14 protein-coding genes and 1 other RNA gene are annotated in these 13,482 nt (G+C 40.9%); 3 read left to right on the forward strand and 12 right to left on the reverse strand.

Features of this window, described 5'->3' with window-relative positions:
* The first annotated feature begins 82 nt into the window (after window positions 1-82).
* Window positions 83-745 carry a lysozyme family protein gene (locus tag ACP7A0_RS03215; RefSeq protein WP_034660911.1) on the forward strand — a complete coding sequence of 221 codons (663 nt, stop codon included), beginning with the start codon at window positions 83-85 and terminating at the stop codon, window positions 743-745.
* A gap of 33 nt (window positions 746-778) precedes the next feature.
* Here ACP7A0_RS03215 and prpB read toward each other — a convergent pair whose 3' ends face one another.
* The 4 genes from prpB to ACP7A0_RS03235 form a co-directional block, all read right to left on the reverse strand.
* Window positions 779-1,696 (reverse strand): methylisocitrate lyase, encoded by a 918-nt coding sequence (gene prpB, locus ACP7A0_RS03220; protein WP_106031096.1) that lies wholly within the window; start codon window positions 1,694-1,696, stop codon window positions 779-781.
* Window positions 1,697-1,708: 12 nt separating this feature from the next.
* Entirely contained in the window at window positions 1,709-3,145 is a 1,437-nt protein-coding gene (locus ACP7A0_RS03225; RefSeq protein ID WP_034660914.1) for a bifunctional 2-methylcitrate dehydratase/aconitate hydratase, read from the reverse strand.
* Window positions 3,146-3,147: 2 nt separating this feature from the next.
* Window positions 3,148-4,290 (reverse strand): citrate synthase, encoded by a 1,143-nt coding sequence (mmgD, locus tag ACP7A0_RS03230; protein WP_095285285.1) that lies wholly within the window; start codon window positions 4,288-4,290, stop codon window positions 3,148-3,150.
* Between the two features lie 168 nt (window positions 4,291-4,458).
* Window positions 4,459-4,998: a DUF420 domain-containing protein gene (locus ACP7A0_RS03235; RefSeq protein ID WP_003215636.1), complete on the reverse strand. Its 540-nt coding sequence runs from the start codon at window positions 4,996-4,998 to the stop codon at window positions 4,459-4,461.
* 198 nt (window positions 4,999-5,196) lie between these two features.
* Between ACP7A0_RS03235 and ACP7A0_RS03240 the strand changes: the two genes are divergently transcribed.
* Window positions 5,197-5,709: a GNAT family N-acetyltransferase gene (locus ACP7A0_RS03240; RefSeq protein WP_034661967.1), complete on the forward strand. Its 513-nt coding sequence runs from the start codon at window positions 5,197-5,199 to the stop codon at window positions 5,707-5,709.
* Between the two features lie 152 nt (window positions 5,710-5,861).
* Here ACP7A0_RS03240 and ACP7A0_RS03245 read toward each other — a convergent pair whose 3' ends face one another.
* From ACP7A0_RS03245 to ACP7A0_RS03280, 8 genes are all read right to left on the reverse strand, one after another.
* Window positions 5,862-6,653: a LysM peptidoglycan-binding and 3D domain-containing protein gene (locus tag ACP7A0_RS03245; protein ID WP_034660916.1), complete on the reverse strand. Its 792-nt coding sequence runs from the start codon at window positions 6,651-6,653 to the stop codon at window positions 5,862-5,864.
* Window positions 6,654-6,909: 256 nt separating this feature from the next.
* Window positions 6,910-8,691, reverse strand: coding sequence for a DNA helicase RecQ (recQ, locus tag ACP7A0_RS03250; RefSeq protein ID WP_106037676.1), 1,782 nt, complete (start codon window positions 8,689-8,691; stop codon window positions 6,910-6,912).
* 133 nt (window positions 8,692-8,824) lie between these two features.
* A non-coding RNA gene (ssrS, locus tag ACP7A0_RS03255) (6S RNA) lies at window positions 8,825-9,010 on the reverse strand.
* A 132-nt stretch (window positions 9,011-9,142) separates the two neighbouring features.
* Window positions 9,143-9,643 carry a TraR/DksA family transcriptional regulator gene (locus ACP7A0_RS03260; RefSeq protein ID WP_034660918.1) on the reverse strand — a complete coding sequence of 167 codons (501 nt, stop codon included), beginning with the start codon at window positions 9,641-9,643 and terminating at the stop codon, window positions 9,143-9,145.
* A gap of 91 nt (window positions 9,644-9,734) precedes the next feature.
* Entirely contained in the window at window positions 9,735-10,382 is a 648-nt protein-coding gene (locus ACP7A0_RS03265; protein ID WP_034660919.1) for an SDR family oxidoreductase, read from the reverse strand.
* Window positions 10,383-10,554: 172 nt separating this feature from the next.
* Window positions 10,555-10,893 carry a PH domain-containing protein gene (locus ACP7A0_RS03270; RefSeq protein ID WP_024422682.1) on the reverse strand — a complete coding sequence of 113 codons (339 nt, stop codon included), beginning with the start codon at window positions 10,891-10,893 and terminating at the stop codon, window positions 10,555-10,557.
* 448 nt (window positions 10,894-11,341) lie between these two features.
* On the reverse strand, window positions 11,342-11,479 hold the full coding sequence (locus ACP7A0_RS03275; protein WP_223249850.1) for a DUF4025 domain-containing protein: 138 nt from the start codon (window positions 11,477-11,479) through the stop codon (window positions 11,342-11,344).
* Window positions 11,480-11,528: 49 nt separating this feature from the next.
* Complete coding sequence (locus ACP7A0_RS03280; RefSeq protein ID WP_012010250.1) at window positions 11,529-11,741, reverse strand: DUF6501 family protein; 213 nt, start codon at window positions 11,739-11,741, stop codon at window positions 11,529-11,531.
* Between the two features lie 213 nt (window positions 11,742-11,954).
* Between ACP7A0_RS03280 and ACP7A0_RS03285 the strand changes: the two genes are divergently transcribed.
* Window positions 11,955-13,439 carry an aldehyde dehydrogenase family protein gene (locus ACP7A0_RS03285; protein WP_095285289.1) on the forward strand — a complete coding sequence of 495 codons (1,485 nt, stop codon included), beginning with the start codon at window positions 11,955-11,957 and terminating at the stop codon, window positions 13,437-13,439.
* Window positions 13,440-13,482 lie beyond the last annotated feature (43 nt).

Consider the following 13,482-nt stretch of genomic DNA (forward strand, 5'->3'; position numbering starts at 1 on the left):
TTGGTATCCTGTGCAGGATATGGCATAATAAAAAGGCTGTACTTCCCTTTTAAAAGCGGGGCAAAACAGGGGTGAACTGACCTTGAAAAAGAAAAAAACAGGATGTTTTGCCATTTCAGGCTGCTTCACGATTTTTCTGTTTGTTTTCGTATTAGCAGCCATTGTCATGTCCTTTAATCAAAAGGAATTAAAAAAGCTGCCGATTGATACGGAATCAATTGTTTTGTCGAGATTGGATGATTACAAGCCGCTTGTAGAAACAGAGCTAAGAGATCAAGATTTAGATCAATATACCGCGTTAATCCTCGGTATGATGTATCAAGAATCAAAAGGCAGAGGCGGAGATCCAATGCAGTCCTCTGAATCTCTTGGTTTGAAACGAAATGAAATCAATGACCCTCAGAAAAGCATTAGACAAGGAGTCCATCATTTTTCTACTATGTACAAGCATGGGAAGAAAAAAGGCGTTGATTTGGAAACCATTATTCAAAGCTATAATATGGGAATCGGCTATATTGATTTTGTTGCAAAAAACGGGGGAAAACATTCCGAGAAATTGGCAAAGCAATACTCCAAAAAGCAAGTGAAACAAAACCCCGAAGTCTATACGTGCGGAGGCAACAAAGATAACTTCCGCTATCCGTATTGCTACGGTGATTTCACTTATGCTGAAAAAGTAAAAGAAAAAACGAAAACAGTTGAAGAAAAGATGAAATTGGCTTCATCATCCACACCATCATCGTAAAAAAGCACTTCCGTTTAGGAAGTGCTTTTCATTTTATCGCTGTTCTTTCCCGATTTCCGGCAGGATCGTTTTCGCTAAATGCTGATCCATTTCCTCATATTCATCATATTGAATCGTTTCATACAGCTCTTTTCTCGTTTGCATGTCCTTCAGCATTCCTTGCTGCGTCCCCTTCTCCATGATTTCTGTAAATAAACGCTCATACGCTTTTGCAGCGACTCTAAGTGATGACACAGGGTATATGACCATCTGAAATCCAAACATCGAAAATTCGTCTGCATGATAATAAGGTGTCTTACCAAACTCCGTCATATTTGCAAGAAGAGGTCCTTTTATGCTGCTTGACGCATGCGTGAAGTCTTCAGCTGTAATGAGCGCCTCAGGAAAAATAGCATCAGCTCCTGCTTCGAGATAAAGATTGCCTCTGCGGATGACATCCTCCATCCCGTTTACAGACTTTGCATCGGTTCTTGCAATCACCAAAAGCGTTGGTGCCGCTTGTTTGATGGCTTTGATTTTCGCGATCATCTCTTCTACTGGAACGAGCGACTTTCCGTTTAAATGTCCGCATTTTTTCGGCATTTGCTGATCTTCAATTTGAACAGCTGCCACCTTGCTCTCTACCATTTCTTTGGCCGCCCTTGCAGCATTCAATACGCCGCCATAGCCAGTATCCATATCGACCAAAAGCGGCAGCTGAGAAGCTCGAATGATTTCCTTCGCTTTTTCAGCCATTTCCGTTGAATGGATCATGCCGAGATCAGGCAGTCCTTTGCTGGCACAAAAAGCGGCGCCAGATAAATAGAGCCCTTGGAAGCCCATTTTTTTTGCATAAAGCGCAGACATTCCATCGTGAACGCCTGGGATTTGAAATAAAGCTGATTTGTGCATTTGTTCTTTAAAGGCTGCGGCTAAATCTGCTTGACTTGATTCATCATTCACGATCCACACACTAGTTCCCCCTTATATGACGAATAGGTCCATAAATGATGGTACGGTTGTTGTTTTTAATTGATTTGGATTTTGACAGAGTGACACAATTTGATCCACTTGTTTTTGTGGAAATCTTGTCTTCAAATGATAGAGCCATTTCTTTTCAAGCAGCGGAATGCCTTCCTGCCTTCTTCTGCGATGACCAAGCGGGTATTCAATTTCAATTCGATCTGTCATCGTCCCGTCTTTAAAGAAGATCTGCACACAGTTTGCTATTGATCTCTTTTTCGGATCTAAATAATCTGCTGTATAACGTTTATCTTCTTTGACGACCATTTGATCCCGGAGACGATCAATGGCCGGATTTTGCGCCGTTTCTTCTTCATAATGGTCAGCTGTCAGCTCACCATAGATCAATCCAATCGCGGTAATATACTGCAAGCAATGATCGCGGTCTGCTGGGTTATACAGTGGCCCCTTCTTATCAATAATCCGAATCGCTGATTCATGTGTTGTAATCTCTACCCGGTCAATGTCATCTAATCGATCTTTTACAGCATCATGCAGCATCATAGCGGCCTCTGCAGCCGTCTGGGCATGAAACTCAGCAGGATAAGCAATTTTGAAAAGCACATTTTCTATGACGTATGATCCTAGCGGCTGAGCGAGTGTGAGAGATTTTCCTTGCATAAGAACATCTTCAAAGCCCCACTTCTCAGCACTAAGCGGTGTTTGATAGCCCATTTCCCCTTTTAGTGTCATCATTGCCAGTCTTACCCCGCGGCTTGTTGCATCACCCGCTGCCCACGATTTCCTTGATCCTGTGTTTGGGGCGTGGCGATACGTCCTAAGCGGAGAATTATCAACAAACGCTTGCGATAAAACATGCTGCACGTCTTCCTTTGTTCCGCCAAGCAATGCACACACAACAGCACTTGTTGCCACTTTGACAAATAACACATGATCCAAGCCATTTCGATTCAGACAATTTTCTAAAGCGAGCACACCTTGAATTTCATGTGCCTTGACGATCGCATGCAGTACGTCATTCATCGAAAGCGGCTCTTCACCGTTTGCAAGCCGCGTTCTGCTGATGTAATCACTTACAGCTAATATTCCGCCTAAGTTATCTGACGGATGTCCCCACTCCTCTGCAAGCCACGTGTCATTATAATCTAACCAGCGAATCATACAGCCTATATCAAAAGCCGCTTGAACAGGATCTAGCACAAACGAAGTGCCTGGAACTCTTGCTCCGTTAGGCACAACGGTACCAGGTACGATGGGGCCAAGATGCTTCGTACATTCCGGAAAATTGAGCGCCAGCATTCCGCAGCCGAGTGTGTCTATCAGTACATACCGCGCTGTTTCAATGGCTTCTTTGCTCGTAATCTCCCCGTCTACTGCATAGGCTGCGATTTCTTCCAATAGCTGATCCGTTTGATTGGCGACTGCTGTTTTATTCATGTTCATTCCCCCGTTTTTCTATCATCATCTGAGACTTTTAATCCTCTTGGCCCTAAATACCGGACTCTCGGTCTAAAAATGCGATTATGCAAATGCTGTTCAATGACATGGGCAGCTAATCCACTAGCTCTTGCAGCAAAGAAAATCGGTGTATAAAGTGAAATTGGAATCCCGAGCACGTAATAAATAGGTGCAGCGTAATAATCAAGGTTCGGATAGAGGTTTTTCTTCTCTTTCATGTATGCCTCTCCTGCTACACACATGTCATAAAGCGTTGTATCTCCCTTTGATTCCGTAAGCGTTTTCAATGATCGTTTTAAAAGAGCGGCTCTTGGGTCCATTTTTCTCATGTATACCCTATGGCCAAAGCCCATCATTTTTTCTTTTGCGGCTAATTTTCGTTCAATCAGCGCAAGGAATCCTTCCGTTGTTTTTCCTTCGAGAAGCATGTGCATGACAGCTTCATTCGCTCCCCCGTGCAAGTCACCTTTTAATGAAGAAATCGCTCCAGTAAAAGCACCATACATGTCAGAATGTGTGGATGCGATGACTCTAGCGGCAAACGTTGAATTAGGCAGTTCATGTTCACTATATAATGTGAGTGTTTGGTCAAAAGCGGTGATTTCGTCTTGTGTTGGAGTACGTCCTGTGAGCATGGCTAAAAAGGTTTCAGTGTAGGATTTGGTCTGATCTGGAGAAATAGCGGCGTCTTTTGTGAGAATATGATAGCTTCCAGCAACAATGGCCGGCAGCTGGCCGAGTAATCGAACAGCACGCCTTTGCTGGCACGCTTCTGATCGATCATGTAATGCATCATCGTACCCACTAAGAGCAGATATGCACGTTCTCATGGCATCCATAGGATGAGTGGTTTTTGGCAGCTTTGTTAAAATGGTTTGAATGGTTGGATGTAAGTTAGTTTGTGAGGAAATGTCTTGCTGAAATTGGTGATATTCCATGGTATCTGGTAATCTTCCATAAATAAGCAGATAGGCTGTTTCTAAATAGGTCTTTTTTTGTGCCAACTCGATGAGGTCATACCCGCGAATTACAATTTCTTCTTGCTGCACATCTAAGTATGAGATAGACGTTTCGCTTGCCACAATGTCTTCAAGCCCCGGTTTATAATGCAGTTGTTCAGTCATCATATAACCCCCGTTTCGTTCAATTGTTGTTCTCCAAACGAGCAAACGGCCAGAAATGATGTGAGTCTATAGATGGGAAGATACCGTGCAAGTCGGATACCCAATTCCCATTTTATCCAAAGCACTGCCTCTTGTAAATAAAAGAACGTATGTCCAGTTGGGCATACGTTAGCTGTAGTATGGAGATATCATCATATACACAATGACGCCAGTGAGACTGACATAAAGCCATAGCGGCATTGTCCAGCGGGCAATTTTACGGTGACGCTCGACTTGCATCTGTGCACCTCTAAAAAGAGTAATCAGGGCAAGCGGTACAATTACAGCTGATAAGACGATATGTGTGATTAAAATAAAGAAGTAAATTGGACGGATGATCCCTTCTCCTCCGAAATGGGTATCAGCTGCCATTGAATGATATGTCACATACGAAATTAAAAAGACAAGTGTCGTTGAAAATGCAGCAAAGATAAATCGTCTATGCGCTTTAATGTTCTTTTGTTTAATCATGATGAGTGCTGAAAGTAAAAAGATAAACGTAAAGCTGTTCATCACGGCATTAAGTAACGGCAAAAATGTAATATCCAGATGACTAAATTTATCTGATTTTGGCATTAAAAATAATAAAGCGATTAATCCGTTTATGGCAATTGTTAAAATGATCACAATACCAGTGAAATTTTTCGGTTTTTGATTCTGTTCGTTCATGTTTGAAAACCTCTCTTTATTAGTTCCGACTAAGAGTATGTTATTTAACTTTCTCTATAAAGTCAATGAATTCGCTGTCTTCGTCGAATTTTAGACAAACTTAAGGGTTGCAGGCGTTCTAACGGCTTGAAAGATCCATCCACTTCCTTTAGAATTGGAATTTATGTGATTTTTATCATTTCTGATATGAAAGGAGTAATGGACTTGTCAATCTTACAGGAAACAGCCAAAGATGTGAAGACGTTAGAGCAAGAATTACAGCAATTGCAGTTCCAAATGTATCGAATGCAAGAAAATATGAAAGATATTTCGAAAAAAGCAAAAATCATTGGCATCGATCAAGCGAAAGAAGATGAGTGGATGATCGTCTCTGCCATTGAAAGTGCAGATACATGTAAAATTATGTTGAGCGATTGTGAAAAAGCTTATCGCGGACAATCTGATTTTTCCTTAATTGCGGAATATCCTGAAGAAGGAAAGATTCATATTGCCGATATTAAAGGCCCGCCAGATAATGGGTACGGCTCCATCTGTATGAAGCATTTAAAAGAAATCGCAAGAGAGCAGAACATACCAGTGATTACTGGCGACCTCGTCAAAAGGGACTGGAATCACGTGGATCGCTTGATTCATTTTTATGAAAAACATCAATTTGATGTCCAAATCAATTGGAAAGAACAAAGCGGAGAAATTTATTGGGTGGACAGCTAACGACAAAAACCAGCGTGTATCATAAGATATGCGCTGCTTTTTGTCGAAAATGCAAACTTTTCAGAAAAATATGTGTATTTTTGACCAAAAAAAGGGTATAATAAAAGCATCAGGTGGCCACCTGATGCTTTCTTCCAAAAAACAATTGTTTACTAGTTAAGTACTTTTACTTTGACTGATTTTACGCCCCAATTTTGCGCTTGGGATTTGCTTGGTACATGTACATCAATTTTGTTACCTTTAATTGCGCCGCCAGTATCTGCTGCGATGGCTTCACCGTAGCCTTCAACATAAACCTTACTTCCTAGTGGAATGACATTAGGATCTACTGCAATGACTTTTGCGTTTGGGTTTTTGTTTAAGTTTACCCCTGTTGCAGTGATACCTGAGATGCCACCATCATTTGCTGTATAAGCCGTAGCCGTAACAGTCATTTCTTTTTGTACACTTTGACTAGCAGAAGATGATTCTGCTTTAGCTGTTTCCTTTTTAGGAGCAGCTTTTTTCGTTGTTTGCTCTTTTTGGACAGGTTCCTGTTTTTGAACAGGTTCTGAGCTTACCGGAGCCGAGCTTTGACCAGCAACACTTAGTGTTGAACCAACCATAATTATATCTGAGTTTAAGTTATTCCAAGACTTAATATCGCTAATTGACACATTGAATTTTTGAGCGATTTTCCAGAGGCTGTCCCCCTTCTGGACTTTATACTGCTCCTGAGTTTTCTCTTTTGAAGAGATTGTCAATTTATCACCTACATAGATCATATCAGTAGATAAATTGTTCCAACCCTTTAGGTCTTTTAGAGACACATCATTTTTTTGAGAGATTCCCCAAAGTGTATCACCTTTCTTCACAGTGATTTCCTTTGCAGAAGCTTGCTGCGCTCCAAATGCTGTTGTTGAGATTGCTGCAACAGCAACCAAGGACATAATAGTCTTCTTCATAAAGTAAATCCTCCCTTGTTAGCTTTTTATGGCGGCTAACGAGTGCTATCGTAACATATGTAAATGTCATTTCAATAACAAAACGATATGTTTTAGATTACAGTTCCTTTACATGAAACATCTCTCTCCATTGGTAAATCAGCCCACAAAACGGCTTGATTCCCCGCCATATCAAGGTTTTAAAAGGATCGAAAACGACCTGATGAAAACGTGTCCAAGTGCAGCGAAAAAAATTTATTTTTCTTCTTTAAACACTTTATTTTTTCTCTTTTTCTATAAATAAACGAATTTCTTCTAAAAAAACATCTCCGTATTTCTCTCTTTTTTGAGCGCCAATCCCCTTAATTTGGAGTAATTCTTCATCTGTTTGAGGCTCTACAGCTGACATTTCCTTCAATGTTTGATCAGAAAAAACAACAAACGGCGGGACACCTTGCTCTCTGGCTAGCTTCATTCTCAGCGATCTCAATCGCTCAAATAATGCATCATTTTCTTGAATGGCCTCTGCTTTGATCGCCTGCTTTTTATACACTGTCTCTTGTCCAACTAACACTTTCTTCCCTTTATGGGTCACCTTAAGTGTTGGGTAAGCACCTTCAGACATGTGCAAATACTCTTCTGTAATTAAAAATTCAATGAAGTCACTGATTTGCTGAGCCGAATGTTGTTTCATTAAAGCATATGTAGGGAGACGGTCGAAACCTAGCTCAAGCACTTTTTTGTTTTTAGAGCCTGCCAGTACTTGGGCTATCATCATTTTACCGAATCGCTCATTCATCCTCACTGTACAAGATAACACCATCTGTGCTTCTCTTGTGACCTCTTCACGCTCTCTCTCATCAAGGCAGTTGCTGCATTTACCGCAAGGCGAACTAGCTGTTTGATCAAAATAGTCCATCACAAATTGCTGCAGACATTGCTCGGTATGACAGTAGTCCACCATTTGCCTTAATTTAAGCAGTTCATGCTGATAGCGCACCTCATCTTCTGTTGACTGCTCAATGAGAAAGCGCTGCACTCTTACGCCTTGTGGTGAAAACAGTAAAATGCACTCACTTTCAAGCCCGTCTCTGCCGGCACGCCCAGCTTCTTGATAGTAGCTTTCAATATCCCTTGGAATTTGATGATGGATCACAAAACGTACATTCGACTTATTGATTCCCATGCCAAATGCTGATGTAGCGACCATAACCTGGATGTCATCATTTAAAAACAGGTTTTGCTGCTCTTCTCTCGTATGGTCATCCAATCCGCCATGATAAACGCCAGCTTTGATCTTTTGTTTTTTTAGTCGATTATAAATGTTATCCGCTTCTTTACGAGTTGCTGTATAAATAATGCCAGACTCAAGACTGTTTTTCTTCATATATTGTGTGATAAAACGGTCACTATTTTCCCCTTTGATCACTTGAAAGGACAAATTTTCTCTAGCAAACCCAGTAAAGATGGTTTCTTCTCCGTTCATGCCAAGCTGTTCACATATATCTTGGTGAACCTTTTTCGTCGCTGTAGCTGTTAATGCGACAATCACCGGCCTTTTTGACAGCTTGTTCAAGCATTCTTGAATGAAGCGATAACTTGGCCTAAAATCATGCCCCCACTCAGATATACAGTGCGCTTCATCAATCGCGATTAAAGGGATCGTTAACCGATCCAGCAGCTGAAAAAAACGTTCATTTTGTAAGCGTTCAGGTGTGATATAAAGCAGCTCATATTCCCCATTTTCGCATTTTTTCAGCCTTTCATTCATTTCAGCTGCGGAAAGTGTGCTGTTTAAAAAGGAAGAACGTATTCCCATCTCATTTAACGCATCGACCTGATCCTTCATTAAAGAAATAAGCGGAGATACAACGATCGTTGTACCTTCCATCATGAGGGCAGGGATCTGATAGCAAACTGACTTCCCACCGCCTGTCGGCATAATGCAGACAGTATCCTTTTGTTTATTTACAATCGCTTCAATGGCTTGTTTCTGTCCTTTTCTAAAGACATCAAAGCCATAGTATTGTTTCAGGAGTGCTTCTGCTTGTTCTAACATCCAATTCCCTCTCCGTCATTAGTTTTGTCCATTTTAACATATATTCTTGCCTCTACAGGCGATCTGTCCAATTTCGCATTTTCACAAAATAAAAAGCCATTTTCCGAAATGGAAAATGGCTTGAATCATCCTAGGAAAAGCTGCGGATGCCGTAATCTAAGTAAGAAAGTTTTAAACCACCACTCCTCAAAGTGGGTGTTTGCAGAAACGTTCCTGTCTTCCTCTCTAAGGAGGCATGACATTCCGGCTTCAATATAAAACTCCCTATTACAGCTTAAAGGTTAAAACTTAATTAACATTACGCGCATCGCAGCCTTTAAACTATATTACACGAAAGTTTATTAAATTTCAAGAGATCTTTTTTCTAAGAAATACTTATATATACAAGATATTTGTCCTTGCACACATAAGAAAACATTATTCTGAAAAAATGTAACTTCAACTTATTATCCTATTTTTCTTCGTCTATGTCAACATCCTGCTCTTCCTCTAATCGTTCATACGTATCTGAATGCATCTGATCCATTGTTTCCCTATTTGTTAAATCACGCATTTGATCAGAGAAATTACGGTCAAACTCGTTTGGGTCTTGAGTCGTTTCTTCGTTTTTCTTCGCATCGATTGAATAACGTGTATAGGGGACTGCTTTTAAACGTTCATATGGAATGTCTTTCCCTGTTTTCTCACATATCCCATATGTTCCGTCTTCCATTCGTTTCAGTGCTGCATCAATTTCGTCTTCAAGCTCGCCATCAACTTGATCCAGCGTTTGTTCTGTCATGCGGTCTAAATAGATGCTCCCATGATCAGCGATATGGTTCCCAACACCATTTGAAATCTCGCTGGATTCACTTAGCATAGATTCTTCTTTCTTTTTTGATCCTTTTACATCTCCCTTTAATTGATTCAATCTTTCGTATAAATCAGCTTTTTGTTCTTTCGTTAAGCCCACGGTCAATCACTCCTTTCTCATTACCTTCCCGCTGCAAGGGAATTGAAAACATCAAAAAAGCCGCCGCCTTTTTGGCAGCAGCTTTCTTCTCTTACATGGTGCGAAGTGCTTCTTCTACTGGTTTATCCCCTTTAATCAAGTCAAAGGATTTATTTTTCACATTGGATTCCGTTAAGCTTTCCACAAGTACAGCGGCTACGTCCTCTCTTGAAATCTCAATGTTTTGATCATCTGGAATATGCTCCGCAGCTTCAATCTTTCCTGTCTTTTCCTCATGCAGCAAGGCACCTGGGCGGACGATGGTATAGGAAAGCCCAGACTGTTTTAAGTGTTCATCTGCTTTTCTTTTCGCCTCATAATAAATTTCCATACTTCCTTGCCCTTTTCCCTGGTTTGGATCATCGGCATTATAGGAACTCAGCATAACAAAATGCTGAATGTTTTCTTTTTTCGCTGTGTCGACAAGGCGTTTTGCACCTTCTTGATCCACTGCAATCGTCTTATCTGCACCTGTTTTTGAGCCTGAACCAGCTGCAAAGATGACAGCATCTGCTTGTTTCACAGCATCTGTCACATCCTTTTCAAGATCACCGATGACAGGCGCTGCACCAAGTTCCTTTAGCGCATCCGCTTGTTTTTCATCTCGAATGAGAGCAAGCGGCTCATGTCCTTTTTCTTTTAAATAACGAATGACGAGCCTGCCTGTATGTCCATTTGCTCCAGCAACTAATACTTTCATTGTTCATTCTCCTTTCTGTATCTGTTTCATCTTTATCCTTTTTTGCTATCATTCAAACACCTAAACAAAAAAAGCCCTTCCCAGAAAATATGGGTAAGGGCTCAGGCAATGTGCGATCTATTAAAATAAGTAGAATGAGAAAAGTGCATGATCTATGTAATCGCAAGGTTGATCAGCAAAGATGTTTTGTCAAAATGGCTTGCACATCACTCAAATCCGTCTCTTTCGAAAAATCGAGTTCAAATACTTTTGAGCTTGTGACAAGCAGCATACCTGTGTCCTGATCAAACACGCCAGCTTCTTGAATGGCAAAACTTTCAATTGATCGATACGGCAAGGAGACCCTGACTTTCTTCTTAGAAAATACGCGGTTATCGCCAAAGATCAGTCGTTTATTGGTGAAACAAATTTGGTCGTGACGCAGTCTGTAAACAGCCTCAATTCTTTCCCCTTCAATTAGTAAGGATTCGAATTTCTTATCATTTTGTTTACTGACAGAAAAAATACCCACGTAAACCCCCTCTTCCTCCATCAAATTCCTTTATGAAAAAACGGACGCACGCTCTTGTGGGTACGTTTTATTCTCACTTATAGAATACGCTATAAATGGTCGTTATTCCATTACGAATAGATTAAATTTCATTTAACTTTTTCTTTTTGATTCGATGCTCTTTCCTCTACTTATTTAGACAGTTAAAGCAGGAAAAAAGTTTCAGTTCTTTTTGAGAAAAATTGCTGAATGTTACCAATAAAAAAACAGTGATTTTTTCAAATCACTGTCAGCGTGTAGACAAACCCTCGCATTCTTTGTCAGTCCTGCGCGCCGGTGCTCACGAATGTCAAATTCGCTCCGCTCCGGTACTCGTCCTTCCTAGACCGCAAAGGTTTTCATGTCACGCTGAAAAAGAAGACAAAGTGCTAAAATAAAGATCATTTTAGCACTTTGTCAACAATCTGGACTATTCGTCTTTTGGTGTATCAATGGTTCCCTCGGCATATACATCGGAAATCTGCTCAAGCGTAATCGCCATATCAGCATCTTCGTGATCATGCCAAGCATTTTGATTATTCTGCTCGTCTGTTTGCTTCTTTTTCATCATCATCACCCTTTACTGTTTTTCTTAGTATGAGTGATGATCACTAAAATCATTCAGCAGAAATGTCTTCGAAATACTCTTTATAATACCCGCCTACTTTACCTGTATTATCAACGACAAACAGGAATTCTTCTGTCTCATTTTTCACTTCATATGTGCTTCCAACCGTTAGTGCTCGATCGACCATATATTTTTTCGCATTCGTATGTATACATTTTACTTGCTTTAACGTTTGAGCCGTTTGCCAGTTTTGATGGATCATGATTTAAAAACTCCTTTTTTCATCTATATATTTATTGTAGCCAATTTTTCGTGAAATGCAATGAGTGTTATGGATTGCTTTCAAACATGTCGTGTAATATGATAAATGTATACGTTTACATATGTGTGCGTATACTGGTTCATTTGCTTCAGGTCCGCTTTTCCACCTAGAACTCGCAGAACAATCCATATCTTTAAGGAGGTTTGTTTATTTATGAGCTCTACAACACTTCAAATTAGTTCAAAACTCGAATCTTTTCTCCAAGGGACGAAAAAACTCTACATTAACGGTCAGTTTGTCACAAGTCACGATAACAAAACCTTTTCGACTCCTAACCCGGCCACAGGTGAAACCCTTATTGATGTATATGAAGCAGGTGCAAAAGACATTGATGAGGCAGTAAAAGCTGCAAAAAAAGCTTTTCATGGTCCTTGGCGCTCCATTTCTGCCGCTGAACGCGCCCGCTTCATGTTCAAGCTTGCCGATCTAATGGAAGAAAACCAAGAAGAACTCGCACAGCTTGAAACATTAGATAACGGAAAACCAATTAATGAAACAACAAATGCAGATATCCCTCTCGCCATTGAGCATATGCGCTATTATGCGGGCTGGACGACCAAAATAAGCGGACAAACCATTCCTGTCAGTCAAGGGTACTTTAATTATACCCGTCATGAGCCTGTTGGCGTTGTAGGACAAATCATTCCTTGGAACTTCCCGCTGCTCATGGCCATGTGGAAAATGGGTGCTGCACTTGCAACTGGCTGCACCATCGTTTTAAAACCAGCAGAACAAACACCCCTCTCTGCTCTTTATTTAGCTGAATTAGTGGATAAAGCCGGCTTCCCAGAAGGTGTGATTAACATCGTTCCTGGATTTGGTGAAACTGCTGGGAACGCATTAACCGATCACCCTGATGTAAACAAGCTTGCCTTCACGGGGTCAACAAGTGTTGGGAAACTCATTATGGAGAAAGCAGCCAAATCCATTAAGAGGGTCACATTAGAACTTGGCGGAAAATCACCTAATATTATTTTGCCAGATGCCGATTTAAAGAAAGCCATTCCAGGTGCTCTAAATGGTGTCATGTTTAACCAAGGCCAGGTGTGCTCTGCAGGTTCTAGGGTCTTTGTTCACCGGAGCCAATATGATGAGGTTGTCGATCAAATGGCCAAATATGCGACATCACTCAAGCAAGGCGCCGGTCTTCATCAAGATACGCAAATCGGACCTCTTGTAAGTAAAGAACAGCACGAGCGCGTGTTAGGCTATATTGAAAAAGGTAAATCTGAAGGTGCAACAGCCGTTGTCGGTGGCGATTGCCCTTATGAGGCTGGCTATTTTGTCTCCCCTACTGTTTTTAAAGATGTAGAAGATGACATGACCATCGCAAAAGAAGAAATCTTCGGCCCTGTCTTATCTGCCATTCCATACGATTCCATTGATGAAGTGGTCGAAAGAGCCAACCAGTCTGATTATGGATTAGCCGCAGGACTTTGGACAGAAAACTTAAAGCATGCCCATGATATTGCTGCACGTCTTGAAGCAGGCACGATTTGGGTCAACTGCTATAATGTCTTTGATGCTGCATCCCCATTTGGAGGATACAAGCAATCAGGTCTTGGCAGAGAAATGGGAACATACGCCCTTAACAACTATACAGAAGTCAAAAGTGTGTGGATTAATCTCCAAGACTAATGACGCCTATAAAGCCGGTGACCATGTCATCGGCTTTTTTGTG

The organism is Bacillus sp. DWP3-1 (assembly GCF_049896565.1).
Lineage (GTDB): Bacteria > Bacillota > Bacilli > Bacillales > Bacillaceae > Bacillus.

Excerpts from the sequence above, each read along its gene's own strand:
- ACP7A0_RS03225 (WP_034660914.1), bottom strand. The coding sequence starts at position 3,145 with ATGAATAAAACAGCAGTCGCCAATCAAACGGATCAGCTATTGGAAGAA.
- mmgD (WP_095285285.1), bottom strand. The coding sequence starts at position 4,290 with ATGACTGAACAACTGCATTATAAACCGGGGCTTGAAGACATTGTGGCA.
- ACP7A0_RS03235 (WP_003215636.1), bottom strand. The coding sequence starts at position 4,998 with ATGAACGAACAGAATCAAAAACCGAAAAATTTCACTGGTATTGTGATC.
- ACP7A0_RS03240 (WP_034661967.1), top strand. The coding sequence starts at position 5,197 with ATGGACTTGTCAATCTTACAGGAAACAGCCAAAGATGTGAAGACGTTA.
- ACP7A0_RS03245 (WP_034660916.1), bottom strand. The coding sequence starts at position 6,653 with ATGAAGAAGACTATTATGTCCTTGGTTGCTGTTGCAGCAATCTCAACA.
- recQ (WP_106037676.1), bottom strand. The coding sequence starts at position 8,691 with ATGTTAGAACAAGCAGAAGCACTCCTGAAACAATACTATGGCTTTGAT.
- ACP7A0_RS03265 (WP_034660919.1), bottom strand. The coding sequence starts at position 10,382 with ATGAAAGTATTAGTTGCTGGAGCAAATGGACATACAGGCAGGCTCGTC.
- ACP7A0_RS03275 (WP_223249850.1), bottom strand. The coding sequence starts at position 11,479 with ATGAAAAAGAAGCAAACAGACGAGCAGAATAATCAAAATGCTTGGCAT.
- ACP7A0_RS03280 (WP_012010250.1), bottom strand. The coding sequence starts at position 11,741 with ATGATCCATCAAAACTGGCAAACGGCTCAAACGTTAAAGCAAGTAAAA.
- ACP7A0_RS03285 (WP_095285289.1), top strand. The coding sequence starts at position 11,955 with ATGAGCTCTACAACACTTCAAATTAGTTCAAAACTCGAATCTTTTCTC.